This is a genomic window from Pelagibius sp., from assembly GCF_028289705.1.
GTDB lineage: Bacteria > Pseudomonadota > Alphaproteobacteria > Kiloniellales > Kiloniellaceae > Pelagibius.
Genome location: NZ_JANQOI010000084.1, coordinates 14,724 through 36,404 on the forward strand (window position 1 = coordinate 14,724; position 21,681 = coordinate 36,404).

Genomic DNA, 21,681 nt, shown 5'->3' on the forward strand with positions numbered 1-21,681 from the left:
CCTGCGGCTGCGACTGTCGGCCGGACGCCGGTCTACTCGGGCGGTGGTTTATTGGGCCGCCGGCTCGCTCTCCACCGGCGCCTCTTCGCTTGCCGGACTGTCCTCGGTCGCCGGCGCCTCCTCAGCCGCCGGTGCCTCCTCCGGCTGGGGGCGGCCCAGCAGGATCTCGACTTCCGAGCGCTCGCGCAGTTCGGTATAGAGTTCGCCGACCACTTCCTGGGCGAGTTGTTCGCGCAGCTGTCCGTCCAGGGCCTCGATGCTCGGCGGCTCGGTCATCTGCCGGTTCTCCAGCTTGATGATGTGATAGCCGAACTGGGTCTTCACCGGCGCGCTGGAATGACTGCCGACGTCCATGGCGAAGGCGGCGTCGGAAAACTCCTGCACCATGTCACCAGCGACGAAGGGCGGCAGTTCCCCGCCATTGGTCTTGCTCGGCCCGATGGAGTGCTGCTCGGCCAGGGCGGCGAAGTCGGCGCCGCCGTCCAGCTCCACGATCAAGGCCTTTGCGGCCTCTTCGTCTTCCACCAGGATGTGGCGCGCGACGAGCTGCTCTTCGGGCGGGTTCTCGGTCAGGAAGGTCTCATAGGCCGTCTCGATCCGCGCCTGGGTGACCCGCGCGTCGATGGTGCGCTGGATGAAGACCTGGCGGATGACGATATCCTCGAGCTCGGCCAGGCGGGCCTTGACTTCGGGGTCCTCGGCCATATCCGCCTTGCGCCCGGCGCTGGTGACCAGGGCGTTATTGACGACCTGCTGAACGAGCTGGGGCATCAGAAACGGCGCCTGGCTCTGAAGCTGCGGCGGCAGGGTCTGGATGAAGGCGATGAGGTCTGACTGTTTGAGATCCGTGCCGTCGACCCGCGCAATCACGGCATCCTCAGGGGCCTGCGGCGCGCTCTGCTGCTCCGTACTGTCTTGCGCGAGAGCCGGCGCCGCTATCGCAATCCCGCATGCCAGCGGGATCGCGGCCAAGGACGTTCTGAACATAAGGATTTCCTCCTTGCGGGCCGCTAGGCCAGGATTGGCCTGAGTAAGCGGCATGGGTAACGGCTGGGCCGGCTCATCCGGGGGGATTGGCTCATCTTGAGGGGCGCAGAGCGGGCGCCCCGGGCAGCGATGCCCGGATCATTGGTCCCGTTCCTCCGGGGCCGCCTCTTCGGCACCTTCGGCACCGGCGGCGCCGTCTTCGGGAAACATTTCCAGCGCCGCGCGTTGGCGCAGGCCGCCGACCAGCTTGTTGATGGTTTCCTTGTTCAGCTCCTCGCGCAGCTGGGCCTGCATGTCCAGGAACGAGGGGATGTCGTCGTCGCGGCGGTCAACCAGCAGGATCACATGCCAGCCGAAGTCGGTTTCCACCGGTTCCGCCGTGTAGCTGCCCGGCTCCAGGGCGTCGAGCGCTTTGGCAAAGGCCGGGTCCATGCGCCGGGCGAAGAAATAGCCGAGATCGCCGCCACGCTCTGCCGAGGGCCCGATGGAGCGTTCACGCGCCAGCGTCGGAAAGACCGCGCCGCCGTCGAGGGCGGCGATGGCCTCCTGCGCCGCCTCCTCGCTATCGACCAGGATGTGGCGGGCCCGCACTTCGCGGTTGGCGCGGCGCAGCGTGACCAGGGCGTCGTAACGCGCCCGTAGCGCCGCGGTGGTCACCTGCGCGGCCAGATAGCGCTCGAGCAGCAGGTTCGACAGCAGGCGATCCTCGAAGGCAACGACCTGCTGGCGCAGCCCCGCGTCCTCCTGCAGGCCCTCCGCGCGCGCCGCGTCGGCCAGGAGGCGGACATCCACCAGCCGGTCCAGCAGGGCCGGAAAGACGGATTCCAACTGGTCGTGGTAGCGCGCCGGCAGGTCCTCGGCGGAGGCGAGCACGGCGGCCCAGCGGATCTCGTGGCCGTTGACCCGCGCCACAACGGGATTCTGCGTTTTCATCTGCTCCAGCGCGTCGCCCAGACGGGCGAGCCGGGCCTCCGCTTCGCCAGCGTCCCGGCCGGTTTCGCCGGCGTCTTCGGGCAGGGCCAGGGGAAGCGTCGTATTGGCTGTTCCAGAGGTCGCCTGAGCGGCGAGCGGCTGCGCCGTGAGCAGACTGAGAGCCGCGAAAATCAGGAGGAAAAGGCAGAGAATTCCTGGGAAAAGGCCTTGCCCGACCGCCGACGCGGTGCTGGTCGCGATCTCTGGGTGGCGAGGCTCCATGGCTACGCATCATGCACGCTGGCGGGCATATCACAAGGGCCGTGAAGGGCGCGCCGCCATCGTTGACAGGGCGTATCCTGGGGCCTATGTGTCACACCACGAATATTCCGGCTTCGGACCCCTCTTTGCCTTAAGGATTCTGCATGTTCGGCGCGCTTGCCAAGCGGCTGTTCGGAACCGCCAATGACCGGTTCCTAAAGGGCCTCGACCCCACGATTGCCGCGATCAATGCCCTGGAGCCGCGGCTTCAGGAGCTGAGCGACGAAGATCTGCGGGATCAGACGGCGAAGCTGCGCCAGCGCCTCGGCGCCGGGGAAAGCCTGGAAGACATTATCCCGGAGGCATTTGCCACGGTCCGCGAGGCGGCCAAGCGCACCCTGGGCCAGCGCCACTACGACGTCCAGCTCGTCGGCGGCATTGTCCTGCACCAGGGCATGATCGCCGAGATGAAGACCGGCGAAGGCAAGACCCTGGTGGCGACCCTGGCGGTCTATCTGAACGCGCTGGGCGGCCAGGGCGTTCACGTGATCACGGTGAACGACTACCTGGCCCGCCGCGATTCCGAGTGGATGGGCCAGATCTACCGCTTCCTGGGCCTGGAGGTGGGCTGCATCGTCCATGGCCTGAACGACGAGGAACGCCGCGCCGCCTATGCCGCCGACGTGACCTACGGCACCAACAACGAGTTCGGCTTCGACTATCTGCGCGACAACATGAAGTTCCGGCTGGAGGATATGGTCCAGCGGGATTTCAACTTCGCCATCGTCGACGAGGTGGACTCCATCCTCATCGACGAGGCGCGCACGCCGCTGATCATCTCCGGCCCGGCGGAGGACTCCTCGGAGGCCTATATCGCGGTCAACAAGCTGATCCCGAGCCTGGTGGAGGAAGACTACGAGAAGGACGAGAAGGCCCGCTCGGTCACTTTCACCGAGCGCGGCGCCGAGCACATGGAGGAACTGCTGCGCGGCGCCGGGATGCTCGACGAGGGCGGCCTCTTCGACATCCAGAACGTCAGCCTGCTGCACCATGCCAACCAGGGCCTGCGCGCCCATCAGCTTTTCCAGCGTGACACCGACTACATCGTCAAGGACGGCAAGGTCGTCATCATCGACGAGTTCACCGGGCGCATGATGGAGGGCCGGCGCTACTCCGAAGGCCTGCACCAGGCCCTGGAAGCCAAGGAAGGGGTCTCCATCCAGCAGGAGAACCAGACCCTCGCCTCCATCACCTTCCAGAACTACTTCCGGCTCTATCCCAAGCTGGCGGGCATGACCGGCACCGCCATGACCGAGGCGACGGAGTTCCAGGAGACCTATAGCCTGGAAGTCATCGAGATCCCGACCAACGTGGCGGTGGTGCGCGAAGACCACGACGACGAGGTCTACCGCACGGCGAAGGAGAAGCATCAGGCCATCATCGACCAGGTTCGCGACTGCCAGGAGCGCAAGCAGCCGATCCTCGTGGGCACGGTCTCGATCGAGAAGTCGGAGCTGCTGGCCAGCCTCCTGAAGAAAGAGGGCATCAAGCACCAGGTGCTGAACGCCCGCTTCCACGAGCAGGAAGCCTTCATCATCGCCCAGGCCGGGGTTCCCGGCGCAGTGACCATCGCCACCAACATGGCCGGCCGCGGCACCGACATCCAACTCGGCGGCAACATCGACATGCGGGTCAGCCAGGAAGCCGACACCATCGAGGACGAGGCGGCGCGCGCCAAAAAAATCGAGAAGATCCAGGAGGAAGTGGCGGCGGCCAAGAAGGTCGCCCTGGACGCCGGCGGCCTCTTCGTCATCGCCAGCGAGCGCCACGAAAGCCGGCGCATCGACAACCAGCTTCGCGGCCGCTCCGGCCGCCAGGGCGACCCCGGCGCCTCCAAGTTCTTCCTGTCGCTGGAAGACGACCTCATGCGCATCTTCGGCTCGGAGCGCATGGACACCATGCTGCAGAAGCTGGGGCTGCAGGACGGCGAGGCGATCGTCCACCCCTGGGTCAACAAGGCCCTGGAGAAAGCCCAGCAGAAGGTCGAGGCGCGCCACTTCGAAGGGCGCAAGTACCTGCTGAAGTACGACGATGTGATGAACGACCAGCGCAAGGTGGTCTTCGAGCAGCGCAAGGACATGATGCGCGCCGAGGACGTGCAGGACACCGTCGTCGAGATGCGCAACGAAGTGATCGAAACCCTCGTCGAACGCTGCATCCCGGCGAAGGCCTATTCCGAGCAGTGGCAGATCGACAGCCTGCACGAGGAAGCTATGCGCCTCTTCGGCCTCGACCTGCCGGTGCAGGACTGGGCCAAGGAGGAAGGCATCGCCGATCAGGAGATCCGCGAACGCCTGGCCTCTGCCGCGAACCAGAAAATGGCCGCGAAGACGGCCAACTTCGGCCCGCAGATGATGCGCGGCCTGGAAAAGCAGATCCTGCTGCTGGTGCTGGACCGGCAGTGGAAGGACCACCTGCTGTCCCTCGACCACCTGCGCCAGGGCGTGCAGCTGCGCGCCTTCGGGCAGCGCGACCCCTTGATCGAGTACAAGCGCGAGGCCTTCGACCTCTTCGAGAACATGCTGGGCGAGGTGCGCGAGGAGACCATCAGCCTGCTGAGCCGCGTCGAGCTGCGGGCCTCGGCGGAGGAGGTGGAGGTGCCGCGCCCGCACCAGGAGATGCACGAGGGGCGGGAGGACGTCGCCCTGGTGGGCGCCGGCGCCGAGGCCGAGGGCCCGGAACAGCGGGAGCCGAGCCGCCAGCCCGTGGCCAGCCGCGCCGCCGCCGCGCAGATCGACCCCAACAACCCCGCGACCTGGGGCAAGGTCGCCCGCAACGCCCCCTGCCCCTGCGGCTCCGGCAAAAAATACAAGCACTGCCACGGCAAGCTGGGCTGAGCTAACCCCCCTCACCCTCCCGCTCACGCGGGCCCCTCCCTCTCCCGCGCTGGGGAGAGGGAAGACTCAACCGCGCATTTCGTTCCCTCTCCCCGCCGTGGGAGAGGGTTGCGCAGGCTTGGTGAGCGCAGCGAATCTAGCCGAAGCTGGGTGAGGGGGTAGGGGCTCCTACTCCCCCGTCCTTACTAGGTTCAGGTAGCCGTCGCGGGTCTGCGGCGGCTTGCGCGCCAGAATGCGCGGAGATCATGAACAGTGGTAACGCCTAAGGGCCTGCTCAGGCGGATTGAAAATGCGAGATGATCTCATCCGCATCTTCCTTGCCGCGGAGCGTGAGGAGGCCGCTCTCCTCAGGTATTTGCATATGTTCTCCAGCGAAAACTCTGACGCCGAAGATTCGGAAGGAGTGCTCCTTGGATTCTCCGATCCTGTAGAGTTTCAGTTGATAGCCGAAAGGAACCTTGAAGGCCTCAATTTCGGCTACTTCGGATGGCCGATAGACCAACTCCACTCCGCTCCGCTCGTTCACCACTGCCAACTCGCCGTTGCGAAAGACATAGGTCGTTTCCCTCAGATCCGCCGCTTCCTGCCTCCATTTGCGCAGGCCCCGGAAAAACTGGATAACCCCCGCTAACCCAGCACCGGCGGCGATGAAGAATCCGACACTCCACAGCTCGAACTGGGTCGCCATCCATGCCCCAACCCCGGCGAACAAAGCGTAGAAGAAGGAACTCAGGTAACCTTGGAAGATCGCGGCCTTCGCATAAGGCTTGAGAACTAGCATTGGGGCACACCACCAGACTGGCTGAATTCAATTAAGGTGGTGTTCGATGTGGGCACCCCTTTGCGATTGCCCGCGGACACGTATCACTCCCCCGCCCTTGCCAGGTTCAAGTAGCCGTCGCGGGTCTGGGGTAGTTTGCGGTTCAGGATGCGCCCGGCGATCATGGTTCTGAGGATCTGGGCGGTGCCGCCGCCGATGGTGAACATGCGTGCATCGCGCACCATGCGCTCCAGGGGATTGTGGCGTGAATAGCCGGCGGCGCCGAAGAGCTGCAGGGCGTCGTTGGTCACCTTGATCGCCATTTCCGAGGCGAAGACCTTGGCCTGGGCCGCCTCCAACGCGTCGGGGAAGCCGTCGCAGTCGGTGGCGTGGCGGATCAGGGCGCGGGCGGCGGCAAGCTGGGTTGCCATGTCCGCCAGCATCCACTGCAGGCCCTGGAACTCGCAGATCGGCCGGCCGAACTGTTCGCGCTCGCAGGTGAAGGCCAGGGCGCGCTCGTAGGCCCCCTGGGCGATGCCGAGGGCCACCGTCGCCGCGCCCACGCGTTGGGCGTTGTAGGCGGACATGAGGGCCGCGAAGCCGCGCCCGAGGCCCTGTTCGGGGCGCAGCAGGTGCTCCTCCGGCACCTCCAGATCCTCCAGCAGGATCTCGGTCTCGGGGATGCCGCGCAGGCCCATGGTCGGCTCCCGCCGGCCGATGGTGAGGCCCTTGGGGGTTCCGGTCTCGGGATCGCGCACCGCGATGAAGCCGCCGATCCCCTGGTCCACCCCGTTCTCGAAGACCCGCGCGAAGATCAGATGCAGCCGCGAGACCCCGCCGCCGGTGATCCAGTGCTTGCCGCCATTCAGCACATAGCGGTCGCTGCGCCTCTCGGCCCGGGTGGTCATCTCCGTGGCGGCGCTACCGGCGGCCGGTTCGGTGATGCAGATCGCCGGCTTGTCGCCGGACAGCACCTGCGCCGCCGCCAGCCGGCATTGGGCCTCGCTGCCATAGGCCATGATGGCGCCGATGGCGCCCATGTTGGCTTCCACGGCGATGCGTCCGGTGACGCCGCAGACCTTGGCCATCTCCTCGATGACCAGGGTCGCCTCGAGATAGCCGAGGCCGGGGCCGCCGTAGGCCTTGGGGATGGTCATGCCGAAGAAGCCGGCCTCCCTGAGGGCGCGGCAGTTGTCCCAGGGATAGGCCTCCTCCCGGTCCACCGCCGCCGCGCGCGGCGCGATGACGGCCTTGGCCAGTTGGCGCGCCTGCGCCTGGATCGACTCCTGTTGTGCCGTCAGCCGTGTCATCCCGTCTCCGCCTCGCCATCGAACCCCGGCGAGTATGGGGAGCGTGGCGCGGAGGGGTCAAGCGGCTGCGGGCTGGCCCCGCCGCTCCGAACCCTCCCTACCGCGCTGCCAGGGCCAGTCGGCCTTCGCTCACCTGGTAGAAGACCAGCCCCGGAAGCCCGATCAGGAGTTCGCGCAGGCGCTTGGCGAGGGAGACGGAGAGGGCGATCTCCGCTGGGACCCCGACCAATGCGCCGAGCAGGATGAAGCCGCCCTCCTGGACGCCGTAGGCGCCGGGCACGGCAAAGGCGGCGGAGCGCAGGGTCTGAGCCAGGCATTCGATCATCAGGGCCTCCAGAAGGCCGATGGGGTGGCCCATGAAGGCGAGGGTGAGCCAGACCTCCAGGGCGATGATCAGGCGCGAGGCCAGACGGATGGCCAGGTGCGCCACCAGGGGGGCGGGGGCGGCACAGGTCTGGCGGACCGCGGCGTCCAGTTCGCCGGCCCGCTCAGTCAGGGAGAAGGGGCGGTTGTCCCCCGCCATCCGCGCGCGCGCCGCGGAGCGCTGAAAGGCCCGCTCCGCCATGGCCGCCAGGCGCTGGAACAGGCCGCGACGCTGGGCGCGGTAGAACAGCGGGATCAGGGCCAGAAGGAAGACGGCAAAGCCCAGGGAGACCGGCACCAAGCCGCTGTTGCCCACCAGCAGCAGCGCCAGGACCACGCCGATCAGCGCCACCACGGCCTGGCCCACCGTCTGCAGCAGTTTGTCGACGATGGCGGTGGCCACCATGGTCGCGGCGGGGGCCGCGCGGCGGCCGAGCCAGGCCGCCTTGGCGATCTCGCCGCCGATCTGGGCCACCGGTAACAGCCAATTGATCGAAAGTGCGATCCACGTTGCCGTGCACAGCCGTTGCAGGGAAGGACGGGTCCCTTCCGGGAAGATGACGGCCCAGGCCAGCGCGGAGAGGAGCAGCGGTATGAGAAACAGCGGAACCAGCCACAACAGCCGGAATCCGGCGCGACTCAAGGCATCCGCGACCTCGCCCAGGCCCTGCCAGGCGACGATGCCGATCGCAAGGGTAAGGCCGAGAAGGAAGGCGGGAAGGAGCAGTTTGCGCATGTCACGTCGGGGGTTGGCCGTCCCTGGGGCCACCGTTGCAAAATCCGGCGGTCCGTCATAAATATGTAACTATTCAACCTGAAGTAATTCGAACCGGTTCAAGCCTCTTTGAATGCGGTCAGCGTTACCTATCTAGAGTTTCCGCAATCCACAACAGCGGGCGGTGCCCGCTCCGTCTCTTTCGTAGTCTCCCCGAGTGAACACCAGCTATGGATCTGAACCGAAAACACAAACCGCATGAGCGGGTGAATCTGCCGAACCTGGCGCAGGCGAAACCGGCGCCGGTGCGCTTTGCCCGCCTCGGCTACGCGTTCGACGGGCTCAGGGCAGCCTGGCGCGAGGAGCCCGGCTTCCGCAACCACGTCCTCGGTGCCCTGGCCATGGTGACGACGCTGCTGGTGCTGAACCCGGCGGCGCACTGGTGGGCCCTGGCCCTGCTCTGCTCGGCCCTGCTGCTGGCCCTGGAACTGGTGAACAGCGCCATCGAGCGGGTCATCGACCATATCGACGGCCAGCGGCATCCCCGCATCAAGGCGATCAAGGACATGTCCGCCGCCGCCGTCATCGTCGCCTCAGCCGGTGTCTTCCTGCTGGGCATCGTGATGATCGTGGACACCCTCGCCTGAGCGCAGTTGCCGGGCGCGCTGTCGTGCCTATTCCCGCCAGTGGTGGCAGGCGATGAGGTGGCTGTCGCCGCTGCCGTCTTCCTCCAGGGGCGGCGTTTCCTTGGCGCAAAGCTCGCTGGCCTTGGGGCAGCGGGTGCGGAAGACACAGCCCGAGGGCGGCGCCATGGGCGAGGGTAGGTCGCCCTGCAGCACCACGCGCCGCTTGTTGCGCTCCTTGTCCGGATCGGGGATCGGCACGGCGGAAATCAGCGCCCGGGTGTAGGGGTGGCGCGGGGCGGCATAGATTGAGGCGCGGTCGGCGATCTCCATGATCTTGCCGAGATAGAGCACCATGATGCGGTGGGAGATGTGGCGCACCACCGAGAGGTCGTGGCTGATGAACAGCAGCGAGAGGCCGAACTCCTGCTGCAGGCGCATCAAGAGGTTGATGATCTGCGCCTGGATCGAGACGTCGAGGGCCGAGACCGGCTCGTCGCAGATGATCAGCTTCGGCCCCAGCACCATGGCCCGGGCGATGCCGATGCGCTGGCACTGGCCGCCGGAGAACTCGTGCGGATAGCGGTTGATCATCTGCGGCAGCAGGCCGACCTTGGCCATCATGTCCTTGACCCGCGCCTTCATCGCCGCCTTGCCGATGCCGGGCTCGAAGGTGCGCAGGGGCTCGCTGATGATCTCGCCGATCGTCATGCGCGGGTTGAGGCTGGCCAGGGGGTCCTGGAAGATGATCTGCATTTCCTGGCGCTTGGCGCGGAGCGCCTCGGCATTCAAGTGCGCCAGATCCTCGCCCAGCCAGACCACCTTGCCGTCGGTGGGCGGGATGAGCTGCAGAACGGCGCGGCCCAGGGTCGACTTGCCGCAGCCGGACTCGCCGACGATGCCCAGGGTCTCGCCGGGCTGCAGCTCGAAGGAGACGCCATCGACCGCCTTCAGCGGCTGGTAGCGCCCGGCGAGGATGCCGCCGACGCGGATGTCGAAGTGGACCTTGAGGCCGTGGACGGAAAGGATCGGGCCGGTCATGGCTGGCCCTCCTGTACGGCGGTTTGCGATGAGGCGGCTTCTGACGAGGCGTCCGGCGCGCCGGCGCGCCGATCGGGCAGGGCCTCCAGGTGGCAGGCCTTCTCCCGGCCCGCCTCGATCCGGTGCAGCCCCGGCTCGTCGATGCGGCAGGCATCGAAGACAAAGGGGCAGCGGTCCTGATAGGCGCAACCCTCCGGCAGCGCCTGCAGGTTGGGCGGCTGGCCGGGAATGGTGTTGAGCTGCGTGGCGCCGGCCTGGTCGAGACGCGGCATCGAACTGAGAAGACCCAGGGAATAGGGATGCTGCGGGCGGTAGTAGATATCGCGCACCGCGCCCTTCTCCACCACCCGGCCGGCATACATCACCATCACCCGGTCGCAGAGCCCGGCGACCACGCCCAGGTCGTGGGTGATCATGATGATGGCGGTGCGGAAGTCGCGTTTCAGGTCGGCCATGAGTTCCAGGATCTGGGCCTGGATGGTCACGTCGAGGGCCGTGGTCGGCTCGTCGGCGATCAGCAGGTCGGGTTCGCAGAGCAGCGCCATGGCGATCATCACCCGCTGGCGCATGCCGCCGGAGAACTCGTGGGGATAGAGATCGAAGCGCGCCTTGGCGCCGGGGATGCCGACCCGGTCCAGCAGCTCGATGCCGCGGGCCCGGGCCTGGTCCTCCGTCATCCCCTTGTGTTCCACCAGCACCTCGGTCATCTGCTTGGAGATGCGCAGGAAGGGATTGAGGGAGGTCATGGGGTCCTGAAAGATCATCGACATGGTGACGCCGCGGATCTTGTTCAGCTCGCGGGCCGGCAGGCCGAGGATCTCCTGGCCGCGGTAGCGCACCGAACCGCTGGCGCCGCCGTTCTTGGCCAGGAGCCCCATGATGGAGAGGAAGATCTGGGTCTTGCCGGAGCCGGACTCGCCGACCACGCCGACGCTCTCGCCCTCGTCGATCCCGAAGCTCACCGAATTGACGGCATGCACCTCGCCGTCGGGGGTGGAAAAGCGGGTGTCCAGGTCCGTGACCTCAAGGACCCGGGCGCCGGTGCCGTTCGTTGTCGCAGCCATGGTCACCGGTCCTTGGGATCGAGCGCGTCGCGCAGCCCGTCCCCGATGAAGTTGAAGGCGAAGAGCGTGACCGCGAGGAACAGTGCCGGGAACATCAGCATCCAGGGCGACTGCTCCATCACCCGCGCACCCTCGGAGATCAGGACTCCCCAGGAGGTCAGCGGCTCCTGCACGCCGAGGCCGAGGAAGGAGATGAAGGACTCGGTCAGGATCACCTGGGGAATGGTCAGCGTCATATAGACGATCACCGGGCCCAGCACGTTGGGAATGATGTGGCGGAAGATGATCTTCACGCTGGACACGCCGCCGGCATGGGCGGCCTCGATGAACTCCTTGCGTTTCACCGAGAGCGTCTGGCCGCGCACGATGCGCGCCATGGTCAGCCATTCCACGGCGCCGAGGGCGATGAAGATCAGAAAGATGTTCCGCCCGAAGATCACCATCAAGAGGATGACGAAGAACATGAAGGGCAGGGAGTACATCACGTCGACGAAGCGCATCATCAGGTTGTCGACGCGCCCGCCGACATAGCCGGCCACGGCGCCGTAGGTGACGCCGATGATCAGGCTGACGGTGGTGGCGAGAATGCCCACCATCAGCGAGACCCGGGCGCCGTAGAGCGTGCGCACGAAGAGGTCGCGGCCGTTGCCGTCGGTGCCGAACCAATGGGCGTTCTCGAAGTCGGGGCCCATCTGGATGCGCTCCCAATAGACTTCGTCGTAGGGATGCGGGCTCAGGTAGGGCGCCAGGACCGCCATCACGGCGATGATCCCCAGGACGACCATGGAGACCACGGCGGCCTTGTTGCGGAACAGACGGATGCGCGCATCCTGCCAAAGGGAGCGGCCTTCCAGTTCTTCCATGCCGGCCATGGCATCGGCGGAGGCGGTGGTGTGGATCATCACGTGTACCTCACCTTTGGATCGAGCACCGCGTAGAGCAGGTCGACCACCAGATTGAGCACCATGATGAGCACGGCGTAGAAGATCATCACGCCCATCACCAGGGTGTAGTCACGGCTGAGGGCGCCCTGGATGAAGTAGCGCCCGATGCCGGGGATGTCGAAAATCGTCTCGATCACCACCGAGCCGGTGATGACCGCGGCGGTTGCCGGGCCGAGGTAGGAGACCACCGGCAGCAGCGCGCCCTTCAGCGCATGGCGCACCACCACGAGCTGTTCGCGCAGGCCCTTGGCGCGGGCGGTGCGCACGAAATTCGCGTTCAGCACCTCCACCATGGAGCCACGGGTGAGGCGCGAGATGTAGGCGATCTGCGGCAGCGCCAGGGCGACGATGGGCAGCACCTTGTTGGCGAAGGCGCCGCCGCCCCAGCCGGCCACCGGCAGCCACGACAGATAGACGCCCAGCACCAAGGTGAGGAGCGGCGCCATGACGAAGTTGGGCACCGCGATGCCGACCATGGCCACGCCCATGACCGAATAGTCGGTCAGGCTGTTCTGGCGCAGGGCGGCAAATGCGCCCAGGGACACGCCGATCATCACCGCCAGCAGGATCGCCGTGCCGCCGATCTGCAGGCTGGCGGGAAAGCCGGACATGATGAGCTCGGCGACCGAGAAGTCCCGCACCCGGAAGGAGGGGCCGAAATCGCCCTGAACCAGGCCGCCCAGGTACTTCAGGTACTGCTGCCAGAGCGGCAGGTCGAGATTGTAGTGGGCCATGATGTTCTTCTCGATGGCCGGCGGCAGCACCCGGTCGGAATCGAAGGGCCCGCCCGGGGCCAGGCGCATCAGGAAGAAGGCCAGCGTGATGATGACGAAGAGTGTCGGTACCGCGACCAATAGGCGGCGTATCGCGTAGGCGAACATGGATCCAGCTCCCCTGATCCCTGTCGGCGACCTGCCATAGAGGAAGCGGAGCCGTCCCAGCGGCCCGCCGACCCCCCTACGGCGAGGCGGAAGGACCCTCCGCCGGGATCACCGGCGGAGGGCCCGCGCGATCAGGGCTTGATCGACAGATAGCGGGTGCGCTGAATGTCTTTCACGTTTGGTTCCCAACCGACCACGCTGTTGGAAACCAGGTTCTTGGACACATAGTAGTAGATCGGGATGACCGGCTGGTCCTCCATCGCAATGGCCTCAGCCGAACGCAGGTATTGCGCGCGCTTGTCCATGTCGGTGGTGTTGGCAGCCTTGGCCATGTAGTCGTCGAACTGAGCGTTGGAGTAGCGCCCGTAGTTCTGGCGACCGGTCCGTGTCTCCAAGAGGTAGAGGAAGTTCTGCGCGTCGTTGTAGTCGGCGATCCAGCCGGCACGCGCCACGTCGAAGTCGTTCTGCTCAAGCTTGTTGTAGTGCGGCGTCACTTCCTGATTGAACAGCTCGGCCTGCACGCCCAGTTGCTTCCACATCGCCGCCACGGCAATGGCGATGCGCTTGTGGTTTTCGCTGGTGTTGTAGGAGAGGGTCAGCTTGACCGGGTTGTCCGGGCCATAGCCGGCCTCGGCCAGCAGGGCCTTGGCCTTCGCAACACGCTCCTTGTAGGGCACGTCCATCCAATCGACGAAGGCCGGGTCGCCGTAATTGCCGGTGCCGGGCGGCACGAAGCTGTAGGCCGGAACCTCACCGGTCTTCAGCACCTTATCGGTGATGGCCTCGCGGTCGATGGCCATGGACAGGGCCTGGCGCACCCGCTTGTCGTCGAAGGGCGGCTTGTTGGTGTTGACGGGGTAGTAGTAGATCCCGAGGTAAGGGGCCACACGGGTCTCGTCCGGCAGGTTCTTCTTCAGGAAGTCGAACTGCTCGGAGGCGAAGTCCTTGGCGATGTCGATCTCACCGGAACGGAAACGCTTCTGCACGGCGCCGCGGTCCTCGGAGGGGAAGAACTCAACCTTGTCGATGGTGACGTTCGCGGCATCGTAGAAACCGTCGTTCTTGACCAGGCGCACATGGGTGTTGGGCACCCATTCGTCCAGCATATAGGCGCCGTTGCTGGCAATCGTGCCCTTCTTGATCCAGTCATCGCCGTGCTGTTCCACCAGGTGCTTGGGCACCGGGAAAGCGGTGTAGTGGGTCAGCTGTTCGATGAAATAGGGGGTCGGGGCCACCAGGGTGATTTCCAGGGTCTTGGCGTCGACCGCCCGCACGCCGAGCTGCGACAGGTCGGCAACGCTGGCGTTGTTGATCTCTTCGGCGTTCTTGATGGGATAGAGAAGCGAGGCGTATTTGGCCGCCAGTTCCGGCGAGAGGATACGGCGCAGCGCAAAGACGAAGTCGTCGGCGCTCACCGGGGTGCCGTCGGACCAGCTATGGTCGCGCAGCTTAAAGGTGTAGGTCAGGCCATCGTCGCTGATCGTCCAGCTTTCCGCGGCGCCGGGCACCACGCTGCCGTCCGGCCCCTCGGTGGTGAGGCCCATGAACATGTCGCCGATGATGCGGTTTTCCCAGGTCCCGGCCACGTGATGGGGGTCCAGGGTCGCCGGTTCGCCCATGTTGCCGACCCGCAGGACCGTCTCCGCTCCCGCCGTGCCGGCCAGCGCAACGGCAAGGCCGATGCTCAGCGAGGCGCGTTTGAAGTGTTTAAGGAACATAAAATCGCTCTCCCATTTTTGTTGTTTGAAGCCTTTCCTACCTTGCCCGCCGGTTCCCCCCGAAACCGGCCGCTTTGACGGTAGGCCGACGCCTGCACGCCGGGTCTTAACGCCATAATAGAGCCCCAACGCCCTAAGGTTACAAGTCTCCTTGTGCGGCAAATTGCAGGGGGAGGTTGTTATGTATACGTATGGAATGTGTTCCTACGCATTTGACACAGATGTGCCGCCGGGGCGACCGCGGGCGGGGCGATGCGGCCGGCGGGTCGGGTGCGGATTCTAGGCGATGCCGGGAGAAAGGGGCTCAGCCGAGTCCCTTCTTGCCCATCTCCAGGAACTTATCGCGTCGGTGCTGCTTGAGGTGGACGCCGCTTTCGCGCATCAGCTCGCGGATCGCCTCCTCCAGCTTATCGCCGACGGCAACAATGGTGCTTTCGCCGCCGCGATGGGCGCCGCCGAGGGGTTCGGGGATGATGTCGTCGATCACCCCCAGGCGCTGCAGGTCCTGGGCGGTCAGGCGCAGGGCCTCGGCGGCCTCCTGGGCCTGCTCGGCCGAACGCCAGAGGATGGAGGCGCAACCCTCGGGCGAGATCACCGAGTAGATCGAATGCTCGAGCATGAAGATCCGGTTGGCCGCGGCGAGCGCAATGGCACCGCCGGAGCCGCCTTCGCCGATGATCACCGACAGGAGCGGAACCTCGACGTTCATGCAAACCTCGATGGAGCGGGCGATGGCCTCCGCCTGGCCGCGCTCCTCCGCGCCGACTCCGGGATAAGCGCCGGCGGTATCGACCAGGGTGATGACCGGAAGCCCGAAGCGCGTGGCCAGGGCCATCAGGCGCTGGGCCTTGCGGTAGCCTTCCGGCCGGGCCATGCCGAAGTTGTGGGTTACCCGCGAAGAGATGTCCGCGCCCTTCTCGTGGCCGATGACGACGACGGAATAGCCGCGGAAGCGGCCCAGGCCGCCGATGATCGCCTTGTCCTCGGCGAACAGCCGGTCGCCGGCGAGCGGCGTGAAGTCCTCCACCAGGGCGGTGATGTAGTCGTGGAAGTGCGGCCGGTCCGGGTGGCGGGCGACCTGGGTCTTCTGCCAGGCCGAGAGTTTGCCGTAGGTCTGGCGCAGCAGCCGGTCGACCTTGCCCTGGAGCTTCTCGACCTCCTCGGCGATGTTGATCTCGCCGTCGTCGGAGAGATGGCGCAACTCTTCGATCTTGCCTTCGAGCTCGGCGATCGGCTTTTCGAAATCAAGGAAGTTGTGCATCAGGGCTGTCTAGCACAGGAATCCGGGCATCGCACGCCTTTGGTTGATCCCCGATGACCGGTTTTCCGAATACGGGCATGCGATGCCAGGCGGCGTCGGAAACGGGAAGGGCCGGCGCCGCGCGACGCCGGCCCCCGCAGTGGGTTTGCCGTTGGGTAGGCCGCTCTCAGCCCTTGGCGATCATGCGGGCCTTCTTGACCATCACCTCGGCCTGTTTGATCGAAGCGATATCGATCAGCCGGCCGTCGAGGGAGACGGCGCCCTTGCCCTCCTTCTGGGCCTGGCGCATGGCCTTCAGGATGCGCTTGGCCTTGTCGACCTCGGCCTTGGAGGGGCTGTTCACCTCGTTGGCGAGGTCGATCTGGCTCGGGTGGATGGCCCACTTGCCCTCGCAGCCCAGCACCGCGGCCCGGTTCGCCTGGGCGCGGAAGCCCTCGGGATCGGAGAAGTCGCCGAAGGGGCCGTCGATGGGGCGCAGGCCGGCGGCCCGGGCCGCCACCACCATGCGGGCGATGGCGTAGTGCCACATGTCGCCCCAGTGATAGAGGCGTTCGCCCTCGGCACCGGGGTCGGTGAGCACGCCGTAGAGTTCGTTGGGGCCGCCGATCACCGTGGTCCGCGCCTTCGTCGAGGCGGCATAGTCGGCGACGCCGAAGTGGAGGCTTTCGTTGCGCGGCGAGGCCTTGGCGATTGCGTCGACGTTGGCCATGCCGAGGGCCGTTTCGATGATCATCTCGAAGCCGATGCGCTTCTTGCGGCCCACCGCCTCTTCCGCCTGGCTGACCAGCATGTCGACGGCATAGATGTCCGCCGCGGTGCCGGCCTTGGGGATCATGAAGAGATCGAGGCGCTCGCCGCCCTGCTCGACGATGTCGATGACGTCGCGGTACATGTAGTGGGTGTCGAGGCCGTTGATGCGGACCGAGAGGGTCTTGTTGCCCCAGTCGACCTCGTTCAGCGCCTTGATGATGTTCTTGCGGGCCTGGACCTTGTCGTCCGGCGCGACCGCGTCCTCCAGATCGAGGAAGACGACGTCGGCGGCAGACTCCGCCGCTTTCTTGAAGAGTTTCGGGTTGCTGCCCGGAACCGCCAGTTCGCTGCGGTTCAGGCGTGCGGACGCCTGCTCGACAACGGTAAAGCTCATGGAAATCCCCCTGCTCGATCTGGAAAAGGGTCAAGGAATGGCGCGCCGCTTCGGACCTTGGAGAACCCCAGCCGCAGCGGCCCCATCACGTTCGCGGGGAAACTGGTCACACCACTTGGTCTTGTCAACCCGAGATCGCCGGGGCGGCTGCCGGCGCCGGCGAATCAGATCAGGAAGAGTCGTTTCCGGCGAGCGGGTGGTGGTCGTGCACCAACGATTTCAGGCGCTCGCTCAGCACGTGGGTATAGACCTGGGTGGTGGAGATGTCGGCGTGCCCCAGCATCTTCTGCAACGAGCGCAGGTCGGCGCCATGGTCCAGCAGATGGCTGGCGAAGGCGTGGCGCATCACGTGAGGCGATACCTTGGCCGTGTCGATCCCCGCCTGACCGGCGAGCTCCTTCAGAAGCTGGCCGACGCGGTGGCGGGTCAGATGGCCGCTGGCGCCGCGCGAGGGGAACAGCCAGGGGGACTCGCGCCTTACCGCCCTCTCCCCCTTGCCTGCCTTGGGCAGGAAGGCGGTGCGGACCTTCAGGTAGTCCGACAAGCTCTGCCGCGCGGCATCGCTCAAGGGGACCATGCGCTCCTTGTTGCCCTTGCCGCGCACGATGAGCAGGCGCTGGTCGCGCTGGGCGGCGGCGCTGCGCAGGGAAACCAGTTCCGAGACCCTGAGGCCGGTGGCGTAGAGCAATTCCACCAGGGCGGCCAGGCGCAGCCCCTCGGCGTCGCGCCGCTCGCGCACGGCGGCCAGCAGCGCATCGACCTCGGCTTCGCTGAGGATCTTCGGCAGGGCCCGGCCCTGGCGCGGCGAGTCGATGCCGGCACTGGGATCGTCGCCGCGCAGGTCTTCGCTGACCAGGAATCGGTAGAACTGGCGCAGGGCGGAAAGCCGGCGCGCCGCGGTGCGCGGTGCCATGCCGGCGCGTGCGAGTTTGCCGAGATAGGCCCGCAGGTCGTCCGCCGCCGCCGTTTCCAAACGCCGGCGCCGCGGCGCCAGAAAAGCATCGAAGTCCTGCAGATCGCGGCGATAGGCCTCCAGCGTGTTGGCGGCGGCGCCGCGCTCCGCCGAGAGCATCTCCAAAAACGGCTCCAGTTGCGGTGTCATCGCGGGGGCCCGGCGCGCCGCCACGAGCCGCCCCTATATCCCTGCGGCGAGGGCCGCTTCCAGGGCCAGCGCGCGGGCATCGCTGCTGAGGCCGACGGCGTTCAGAGCCGAGACCGCGTAGCCGAGTGCCAGCGGGTGCTTCTCTTCCAGGGGCCCCTCGCCCAGTGCGCGCAACGCCAGCAGCACGACTTCGCCGCGCCGTCCGGCGGCGGCGGCATCGCCGAGGGCGAGCAGGACCGGCAGCGGCTCCAGCGCCGCGGTCTCGAACCCCGCCGCGCCGAGGGTTCCGGGCCAGCCAGCGGGCTCATCCTGGCCGAGCGCGCGGGAGAGGACCATAGCGAGGAACTGCCGTGCGGCCTCTTCGCCCTCTGCCTCGCTGCCGCCGCCCAGGGGTGCCCCGCCCCCGATCAGGCGGGCATAGGGCATCAAGGCTTCAAAGGCCGCCTGCGATTCAGGATTTCGCGTGCCGTCCAGTTGCAGCACGGCAGTCCAGGCCGCAGCCCCTTCGTAGCGGCCGAGCCGATAGAGGGTCCGGCCCGCCGCCGGGGCGAACCAGGCCAGTTCCGCGCCCGGCAGGAGCGCTTCCACCTGCGGCAGAACCGCCTGGGCCATGGCAAAGCCGCGCCCGGCCTGGCGCGCGGCGGCCAGGGCCGCCTGCAGGAACTCGGCCTTCGCCGTGGCGATGGATTCCTGCCGCGCGGCATGAAACAGCAGGGCACGGCCACGCAGTCCGCCGGCTTCGCCGGCCTTGACCAGGGGGTCCGCCAGTTCCGGCTCCTCGAAGGGAATGGCACTGTAGGCTTCGGCCAGTTGTCTGCCCGGCACCAAGGCGGCCTGCGCCAGACGTTCCAGGGCCGCCGCCTTGTCCAGCGGCGAGGCCTTGTCCAGCGCGGCGATCCCGTGCAGCAGCAGCGGCGGCGCTTCTGCCGCCAGGTCCGCCGGCGGTTCGCCGGCGCCGAGGCGCAGCATCGCCAGGCTGAGCGGGGTCAAGGCGCCGGCCTCGATGGCTCCCGCCTCGCCGCCGATGAAGAGATTTGTGAGGGCGTAGAACAGGGGATCGCCCTCAGGATCCTGTTCGCGCAGCAGGTCGAGAGCGAAGAAGGCCTGGTCCCGCTCCTCGGCGAGGAACTGGCAAAAGACCAGCGCCTTGGACCAATAGACTTCCGCCGGGAAGCGCGCCGCGGCGCCGCGCACCTGACCACAGGCTTGCTGATCGCGTCCGGCCAGCAGCAGGCCGTCGACCCGTGCCTGGGCGAGGCGGGAGTCGTCCAGACGCTGGGGCACGATCCCCAGGAGCCGGTTGAGCCCGGCCAGGTCCCCCAGAGCATAGAGGCGGTCGACGCGCAGCCGCAGGAAGTCGGTCTCCTGCGCCGCCGCCACGGCGTCCGCCAGGGTGTTTCCGCTGGCCCGCTTGGGCGCGCGGGCGTTGCTGAGCACCAGCCGGACGGCAAGCCGTCGCAGCGTCGGCGAAGACGGATCGTCCGGCAGGGCCGCAATCAGGCCTTCCACCAGGGTTCGGTCGCTGCCGGCCCAGGCCTCGACCCCCAGACCGCCGTCCGCTGCCTCCAGAATCCCCAGGGACTCGGCATCCAGTTCCTGGAGCTTGTCCACCCGGATGCCTTCATACTGTGGGGTTTCCGTGGGGGGCAGTGCCGGGGCGCCATGGGCGGGGGCTGGGTTGGCGGGGGCTTGCGGGACGGCCGCGGGCGCCCCTTCGTCCGCCGTTTCACCGGGCTCCTGCGGGGCCACGGTCGGCGGAAACAGACTGATCGGCGCACTGGGCTGCTGCTGGGCAGCGAGCGGCGAAAGCGCGGCAAAGGTCAGGAAAAGGGCCGATGCCCAACCGGTTCCGGCGCGGAGTGCCAAGGCGCGGGCCCGCCCGTTGGCCCTAGCGCGGGAATCGCTCATCCGGCAGCACTCTCTCGACCGGGGCCGATGGCGGCGGAATGTCCCAGGTGAGGAGAAAGAAACCGCCGGAGACGATGAGTCCGGCAACGACGACGAGGGCGATCAGGCTGGTCTTCTTCATCAATACACTTGTCTGCGGGCCCTGGAGGCCGGTCTGGGCGCGATCCTGTTCTTCGGTCCGCGCCGAACAGCGCCGCCGTACTACTTGCACCGCCCTGAAGATTCTATGATATGGTCCGAATCTGGCGCGGAAACGGCAGTTTACCGAGCGCCTACTGGGGTTGCAACGATCAGCAGTGACGTGAGTCGCGCTCAAGTGAGTCAGAAAGGTTCAAACAGTCCGCCGCCGGACTCGGCGGCACTCGAGGCACCGCGCACCATCGCCTTCGTCGGCTTGATGGGCGCGGGCAAGTCGTGCATCGGGCGCCGACTGGCCGCGGCGCTGGAGCTGCCCTTCGTCGATGCCGACAAGGAAATCGAGGCGGCGGCCGGCTGCTCCATCGAGGACATCTTCGCCGAACACGGCGAGGCGGCCTTTCGCGCCGGCGAGCGACGGGTGATCGCCCGGCTGCTGGATCAGCCCACCATGGTCCTGGCGACCGGCGGCGGGGCCTTCATGGATACCGAGACCCGGGCCTTGCTCCGCGACCGTGCCATCTCGGTCTGGCTGCGTGCCGATGTCGAACTGCTGCTGCGCCGCACCTCGCGGCGCGATCACCGGCCCTTGCTGAAGCGCGGCGACCCGCGGCAGATCCTCAGCGACCTGATCGACAAGCGCTATCCCGTCTATGCCGAAGCCGACGTGGTGGTGGACTCGGTCGACGGTCCGCCCGAGGTGACCCTGGCGCGGGTGACCGAAAGCCTGCAGCGCTATCTCGACGGGACGGAACCGGAGGCACCGGGGCAAGCGGAGGCGCCTGCCAAGGGCCGGAGCGCCGCAGAGTGAGCAGCCATCAGCGCCTCACGGTCGAGCTCGGCGCGCGCAGCTACGACATTCTGATTGGCACCACCGTGCTGGCCGAGGCCGGCACGCTGATGCGGCCGCTGCTGCAGAGCGATCGGGTGGTCGTCGTCACCGATCAGACGGTGGCGGAACTGCACCTCGCCCGCCTCGAACGCGCTTTGGACGATGCCGGCCTGGAGCATTTTGCGATTTCCGTGCCCCCGGGGGACGCCAGCAAGTCGTTGGATCAACTCGGCCGCCTGATCGACCGCCTGCTGGAGGCCAGGGTGGAGCGCAGTACCACCGTGATCGCCCTGGGTGGCGGCGTCATCGGCGATCTCGCCGGCTTTGCCGCCGCCGTCACCCTGCGCGGCCTCGATTTCGTGCAGATCCCCACCAGCCTTTTGGCCCAGGTGGACAGCTCGGTCGGCGGCAAGACGGGGATCAACAGCCGTCACGGCAAGAACCTGATCGGCGCCTTCTACCAGCCGCGCCTGGTGCTGGCCGACACCTCGATCCTCACCACCCTGCCGCGGCGCGAGATGCTGGCCGGCTATGCCGAGGTGGTGAAGTATGGCCTGATCCAGGACGCCGCTTTCTTCGGCTGGCTGGAATCCCACGGCGCCGACCTGATCGAGGTGGATCGCGCCGCCCTGCAGCACGCGGTGCTGACGAGCTGTCGCTGCAAGGCGGAGATCGTCGCCGCCGATGAGCGCGAGGGCGGGCGCCGCGCCCTGCTCAACCTTGGCCATACCTTCGGCCACGCCCTGGAGGCGGAGGTCGGCTACAGCAGCGAACTGCTGCACGGAGAGGCGGTGGCGGTGGGCATGGTCATGGCCTTCGGAGT

19 protein-coding genes are annotated in these 21,681 nt (G+C 67.0%); 4 read left to right on the plus strand and 15 right to left on the minus strand.

Features of this window, described 5'->3' with window-relative positions; genetic code table 11:
- Positions 1–48: 48 nt before the first annotated feature.
- Together Q0996_RS10025 and Q0996_RS10030 are read right to left on the minus strand one after the other, a co-directional pair.
- Positions 49–987, minus strand: a complete 939-nt coding sequence (locus Q0996_RS10025; RefSeq protein ID WP_299618478.1) for a peptidylprolyl isomerase — start codon at positions 985–987, stop codon at positions 49–51.
- A gap of 138 nt (positions 988–1,125) precedes the next feature.
- Positions 1,126–2,181, minus strand: coding sequence for a peptidylprolyl isomerase (locus Q0996_RS10030; protein ID WP_299618480.1), 1,056 nt, complete (start codon positions 2,179–2,181; stop codon positions 1,126–1,128).
- Positions 2,182–2,324: 143 nt separating this feature from the next.
- Between Q0996_RS10030 and secA the strand changes: the two genes are divergently transcribed.
- Positions 2,325–5,057, plus strand: a complete 2,733-nt coding sequence (gene secA, locus Q0996_RS10035) for a preprotein translocase subunit SecA (RefSeq protein ID WP_299618483.1) — start codon at positions 2,325–2,327, stop codon at positions 5,055–5,057.
- Positions 5,058–5,331: 274 nt separating this feature from the next.
- Here secA and Q0996_RS10040 read toward each other — a convergent pair whose 3' ends face one another.
- The 3 genes from Q0996_RS10040 to Q0996_RS10050 form a co-directional block, all read right to left on the minus strand.
- A complete protein-coding gene (locus tag Q0996_RS10040; protein WP_299618486.1) occupies positions 5,332–5,838 on the minus strand; it encodes a hypothetical protein in 507 nt (168 codons plus the stop codon).
- Positions 5,839–5,921: 83 nt separating this feature from the next.
- Positions 5,922–7,127, minus strand: coding sequence for a 3-sulfinopropanoyl-CoA desulfinase (acdA, locus tag Q0996_RS10045; RefSeq protein ID WP_299618489.1), 1,206 nt, complete (start codon positions 7,125–7,127; stop codon positions 5,922–5,924).
- A 97-nt stretch (positions 7,128–7,224) separates the two neighbouring features.
- Positions 7,225–8,226, minus strand: coding sequence for a flippase-like domain-containing protein (locus Q0996_RS10050; protein ID WP_299618492.1), 1,002 nt, complete (start codon positions 8,224–8,226; stop codon positions 7,225–7,227).
- Positions 8,227–8,435: 209 nt separating this feature from the next.
- Between Q0996_RS10050 and Q0996_RS10055 the strand changes: the two genes are divergently transcribed.
- Positions 8,436–8,852, plus strand: a complete 417-nt coding sequence (locus Q0996_RS10055; protein ID WP_299618495.1) for a diacylglycerol kinase — start codon at positions 8,436–8,438, stop codon at positions 8,850–8,852.
- A 27-nt stretch (positions 8,853–8,879) separates the two neighbouring features.
- On the opposite strand, the gene Q0996_RS10060 is transcribed toward Q0996_RS10055, so the two are convergent.
- The 10 genes from Q0996_RS10060 to Q0996_RS10105 all read right to left on the minus strand — a co-directional run bounded on the left by Q0996_RS10060 (position 8,880) and on the right by Q0996_RS10105 (position 20,012).
- Entirely contained in the window at positions 8,880–9,869 is a 990-nt protein-coding gene (locus tag Q0996_RS10060; protein ID WP_299618497.1) for an ABC transporter ATP-binding protein, read from the minus strand.
- The gene (locus Q0996_RS10065; RefSeq protein ID WP_299618500.1) at positions 9,866–10,933 is read right to left on the minus strand and encodes an ABC transporter ATP-binding protein; all 1,068 of its coding nucleotides are present in this window, start codon (positions 10,931–10,933) and stop codon (positions 9,866–9,868) included. The genes Q0996_RS10060 and Q0996_RS10065 overlap by 4 nt, the downstream gene beginning before the upstream one ends.
- A gap of 2 nt (positions 10,934–10,935) precedes the next feature.
- Positions 10,936–11,835 (minus strand): ABC transporter permease subunit, encoded by a 900-nt coding sequence (locus Q0996_RS10070; RefSeq protein ID WP_299618503.1) that lies wholly within the window; start codon positions 11,833–11,835, stop codon positions 10,936–10,938.
- The gene (gene oppB / locus Q0996_RS10075) at positions 11,835–12,758 is read right to left on the minus strand and encodes an oligopeptide ABC transporter permease OppB (RefSeq protein WP_299618506.1); all 924 of its coding nucleotides are present in this window, start codon (positions 12,756–12,758) and stop codon (positions 11,835–11,837) included. Before oppB ends, Q0996_RS10070 begins: the two co-directional genes overlap by 1 nt.
- A gap of 131 nt (positions 12,759–12,889) precedes the next feature.
- Entirely contained in the window at positions 12,890–14,476 is a 1,587-nt protein-coding gene (locus tag Q0996_RS10080; protein ID WP_299618509.1) for a peptide ABC transporter substrate-binding protein, read from the minus strand.
- A gap of 304 nt (positions 14,477–14,780) precedes the next feature.
- Complete coding sequence (locus tag Q0996_RS10085) at positions 14,781–15,737, minus strand: acetyl-CoA carboxylase carboxyltransferase subunit alpha (RefSeq protein ID WP_299618512.1); 957 nt, start codon at positions 15,735–15,737, stop codon at positions 14,781–14,783.
- Positions 15,738–15,903: 166 nt separating this feature from the next.
- On the minus strand, positions 15,904–16,881 hold the full coding sequence (locus Q0996_RS10090) for a CoA ester lyase (protein WP_299618515.1): 978 nt from the start codon (positions 16,879–16,881) through the stop codon (positions 15,904–15,906).
- A 169-nt stretch (positions 16,882–17,050) separates the two neighbouring features.
- Positions 17,051–17,983 carry a site-specific tyrosine recombinase XerD gene (gene xerD / locus Q0996_RS10095; RefSeq protein ID WP_299618518.1) on the minus strand — a complete coding sequence of 311 codons (933 nt, stop codon included), beginning with the start codon at positions 17,981–17,983 and terminating at the stop codon, positions 17,051–17,053.
- Between the two features lie 33 nt (positions 17,984–18,016).
- Positions 18,017–19,891 carry a hypothetical protein gene (locus Q0996_RS10100; protein ID WP_299618520.1) on the minus strand — a complete coding sequence of 625 codons (1,875 nt, stop codon included), beginning with the start codon at positions 19,889–19,891 and terminating at the stop codon, positions 18,017–18,019.
- Positions 19,872–20,012 carry a hypothetical protein gene (locus tag Q0996_RS10105; protein WP_299618523.1) on the minus strand — a complete coding sequence of 47 codons (141 nt, stop codon included), beginning with the start codon at positions 20,010–20,012 and terminating at the stop codon, positions 19,872–19,874. The genes Q0996_RS10100 and Q0996_RS10105 overlap by 20 nt, the downstream gene beginning before the upstream one ends.
- A 276-nt stretch (positions 20,013–20,288) precedes the next feature.
- Between Q0996_RS10105 and Q0996_RS10110 the strand changes: the two genes are divergently transcribed.
- On the plus strand, positions 20,289–20,837 hold the full coding sequence (locus tag Q0996_RS10110; protein WP_322096680.1) for a shikimate kinase: 549 nt from the start codon (positions 20,289–20,291) through the stop codon (positions 20,835–20,837).
- On the plus strand, positions 20,834–21,681 hold an 848-nt coding region (aroB, locus tag Q0996_RS10115; protein ID WP_299618529.1), incomplete at its 3' end, for a 3-dehydroquinate synthase. The genes Q0996_RS10110 and aroB, both read left to right, overlap by 4 nt.

What these genes read in the sequence shown, in the direction of transcription:
- Q0996_RS10060 (WP_299618497.1), bottom strand. Translation starts at nt 9,869, where the DNA reads ATGACCGGCCCGATCCTTTCCGTCCACGGCCTCAAGGTCCACTTCGAC.
- Q0996_RS10050 (WP_299618492.1), bottom strand. Translation starts at nt 8,226, where the DNA reads ATGCGCAAACTGCTCCTTCCCGCCTTCCTTCTCGGCCTTACCCTTGCG.
- oppB (WP_299618506.1), bottom strand. Translation starts at nt 12,758, where the DNA reads ATGTTCGCCTACGCGATACGCCGCCTATTGGTCGCGGTACCGACACTC.
- Q0996_RS10025 (WP_299618478.1), bottom strand. Translation starts at nt 987, where the DNA reads ATGTTCAGAACGTCCTTGGCCGCGATCCCGCTGGCATGCGGGATTGCG.
- Q0996_RS10085 (WP_299618512.1), bottom strand. Translation starts at nt 15,737, where the DNA reads ATGCACAACTTCCTTGATTTCGAAAAGCCGATCGCCGAGCTCGAAGGC.
- Q0996_RS10105 (WP_299618523.1), bottom strand. Translation starts at nt 20,012, where the DNA reads ATGAAGAAGACCAGCCTGATCGCCCTCGTCGTCGTTGCCGGACTCATC.
- Q0996_RS10065 (WP_299618500.1), bottom strand. Translation starts at nt 10,933, where the DNA reads ATGGCTGCGACAACGAACGGCACCGGCGCCCGGGTCCTTGAGGTCACG.
- Q0996_RS10070 (WP_299618503.1), bottom strand. Translation starts at nt 11,835, where the DNA reads ATGATCCACACCACCGCCTCCGCCGATGCCATGGCCGGCATGGAAGAA.
- secA (WP_299618483.1), top strand. Translation starts at nt 2,325, where the DNA reads ATGTTCGGCGCGCTTGCCAAGCGGCTGTTCGGAACCGCCAATGACCGG.
- Q0996_RS10055 (WP_299618495.1), top strand. Translation starts at nt 8,436, where the DNA reads ATGGATCTGAACCGAAAACACAAACCGCATGAGCGGGTGAATCTGCCG.
- acdA (WP_299618489.1), bottom strand. Translation starts at nt 7,127, where the DNA reads ATGACACGGCTGACGGCACAACAGGAGTCGATCCAGGCGCAGGCGCGC.
- xerD (WP_299618518.1), bottom strand. Translation starts at nt 17,983, where the DNA reads ATGACACCGCAACTGGAGCCGTTTTTGGAGATGCTCTCGGCGGAGCGC.
- Q0996_RS10080 (WP_299618509.1), bottom strand. Translation starts at nt 14,476, where the DNA reads ATGTTCCTTAAACACTTCAAACGCGCCTCGCTGAGCATCGGCCTTGCC.
- Q0996_RS10090 (WP_299618515.1), bottom strand. Translation starts at nt 16,881, where the DNA reads ATGAGCTTTACCGTTGTCGAGCAGGCGTCCGCACGCCTGAACCGCAGC.
- Q0996_RS10030 (WP_299618480.1), bottom strand. Translation starts at nt 2,181, where the DNA reads ATGGAGCCTCGCCACCCAGAGATCGCGACCAGCACCGCGTCGGCGGTC.
- Q0996_RS10040 (WP_299618486.1), bottom strand. Translation starts at nt 5,838, where the DNA reads ATGCTAGTTCTCAAGCCTTATGCGAAGGCCGCGATCTTCCAAGGTTAC.
- Q0996_RS10100 (WP_299618520.1), bottom strand. Translation starts at nt 19,891, where the DNA reads ATGAGCGATTCCCGCGCTAGGGCCAACGGGCGGGCCCGCGCCTTGGCA.
- Q0996_RS10110 (WP_322096680.1), top strand. Translation starts at nt 20,289, where the DNA reads ATGGGCGCGGGCAAGTCGTGCATCGGGCGCCGACTGGCCGCGGCGCTG.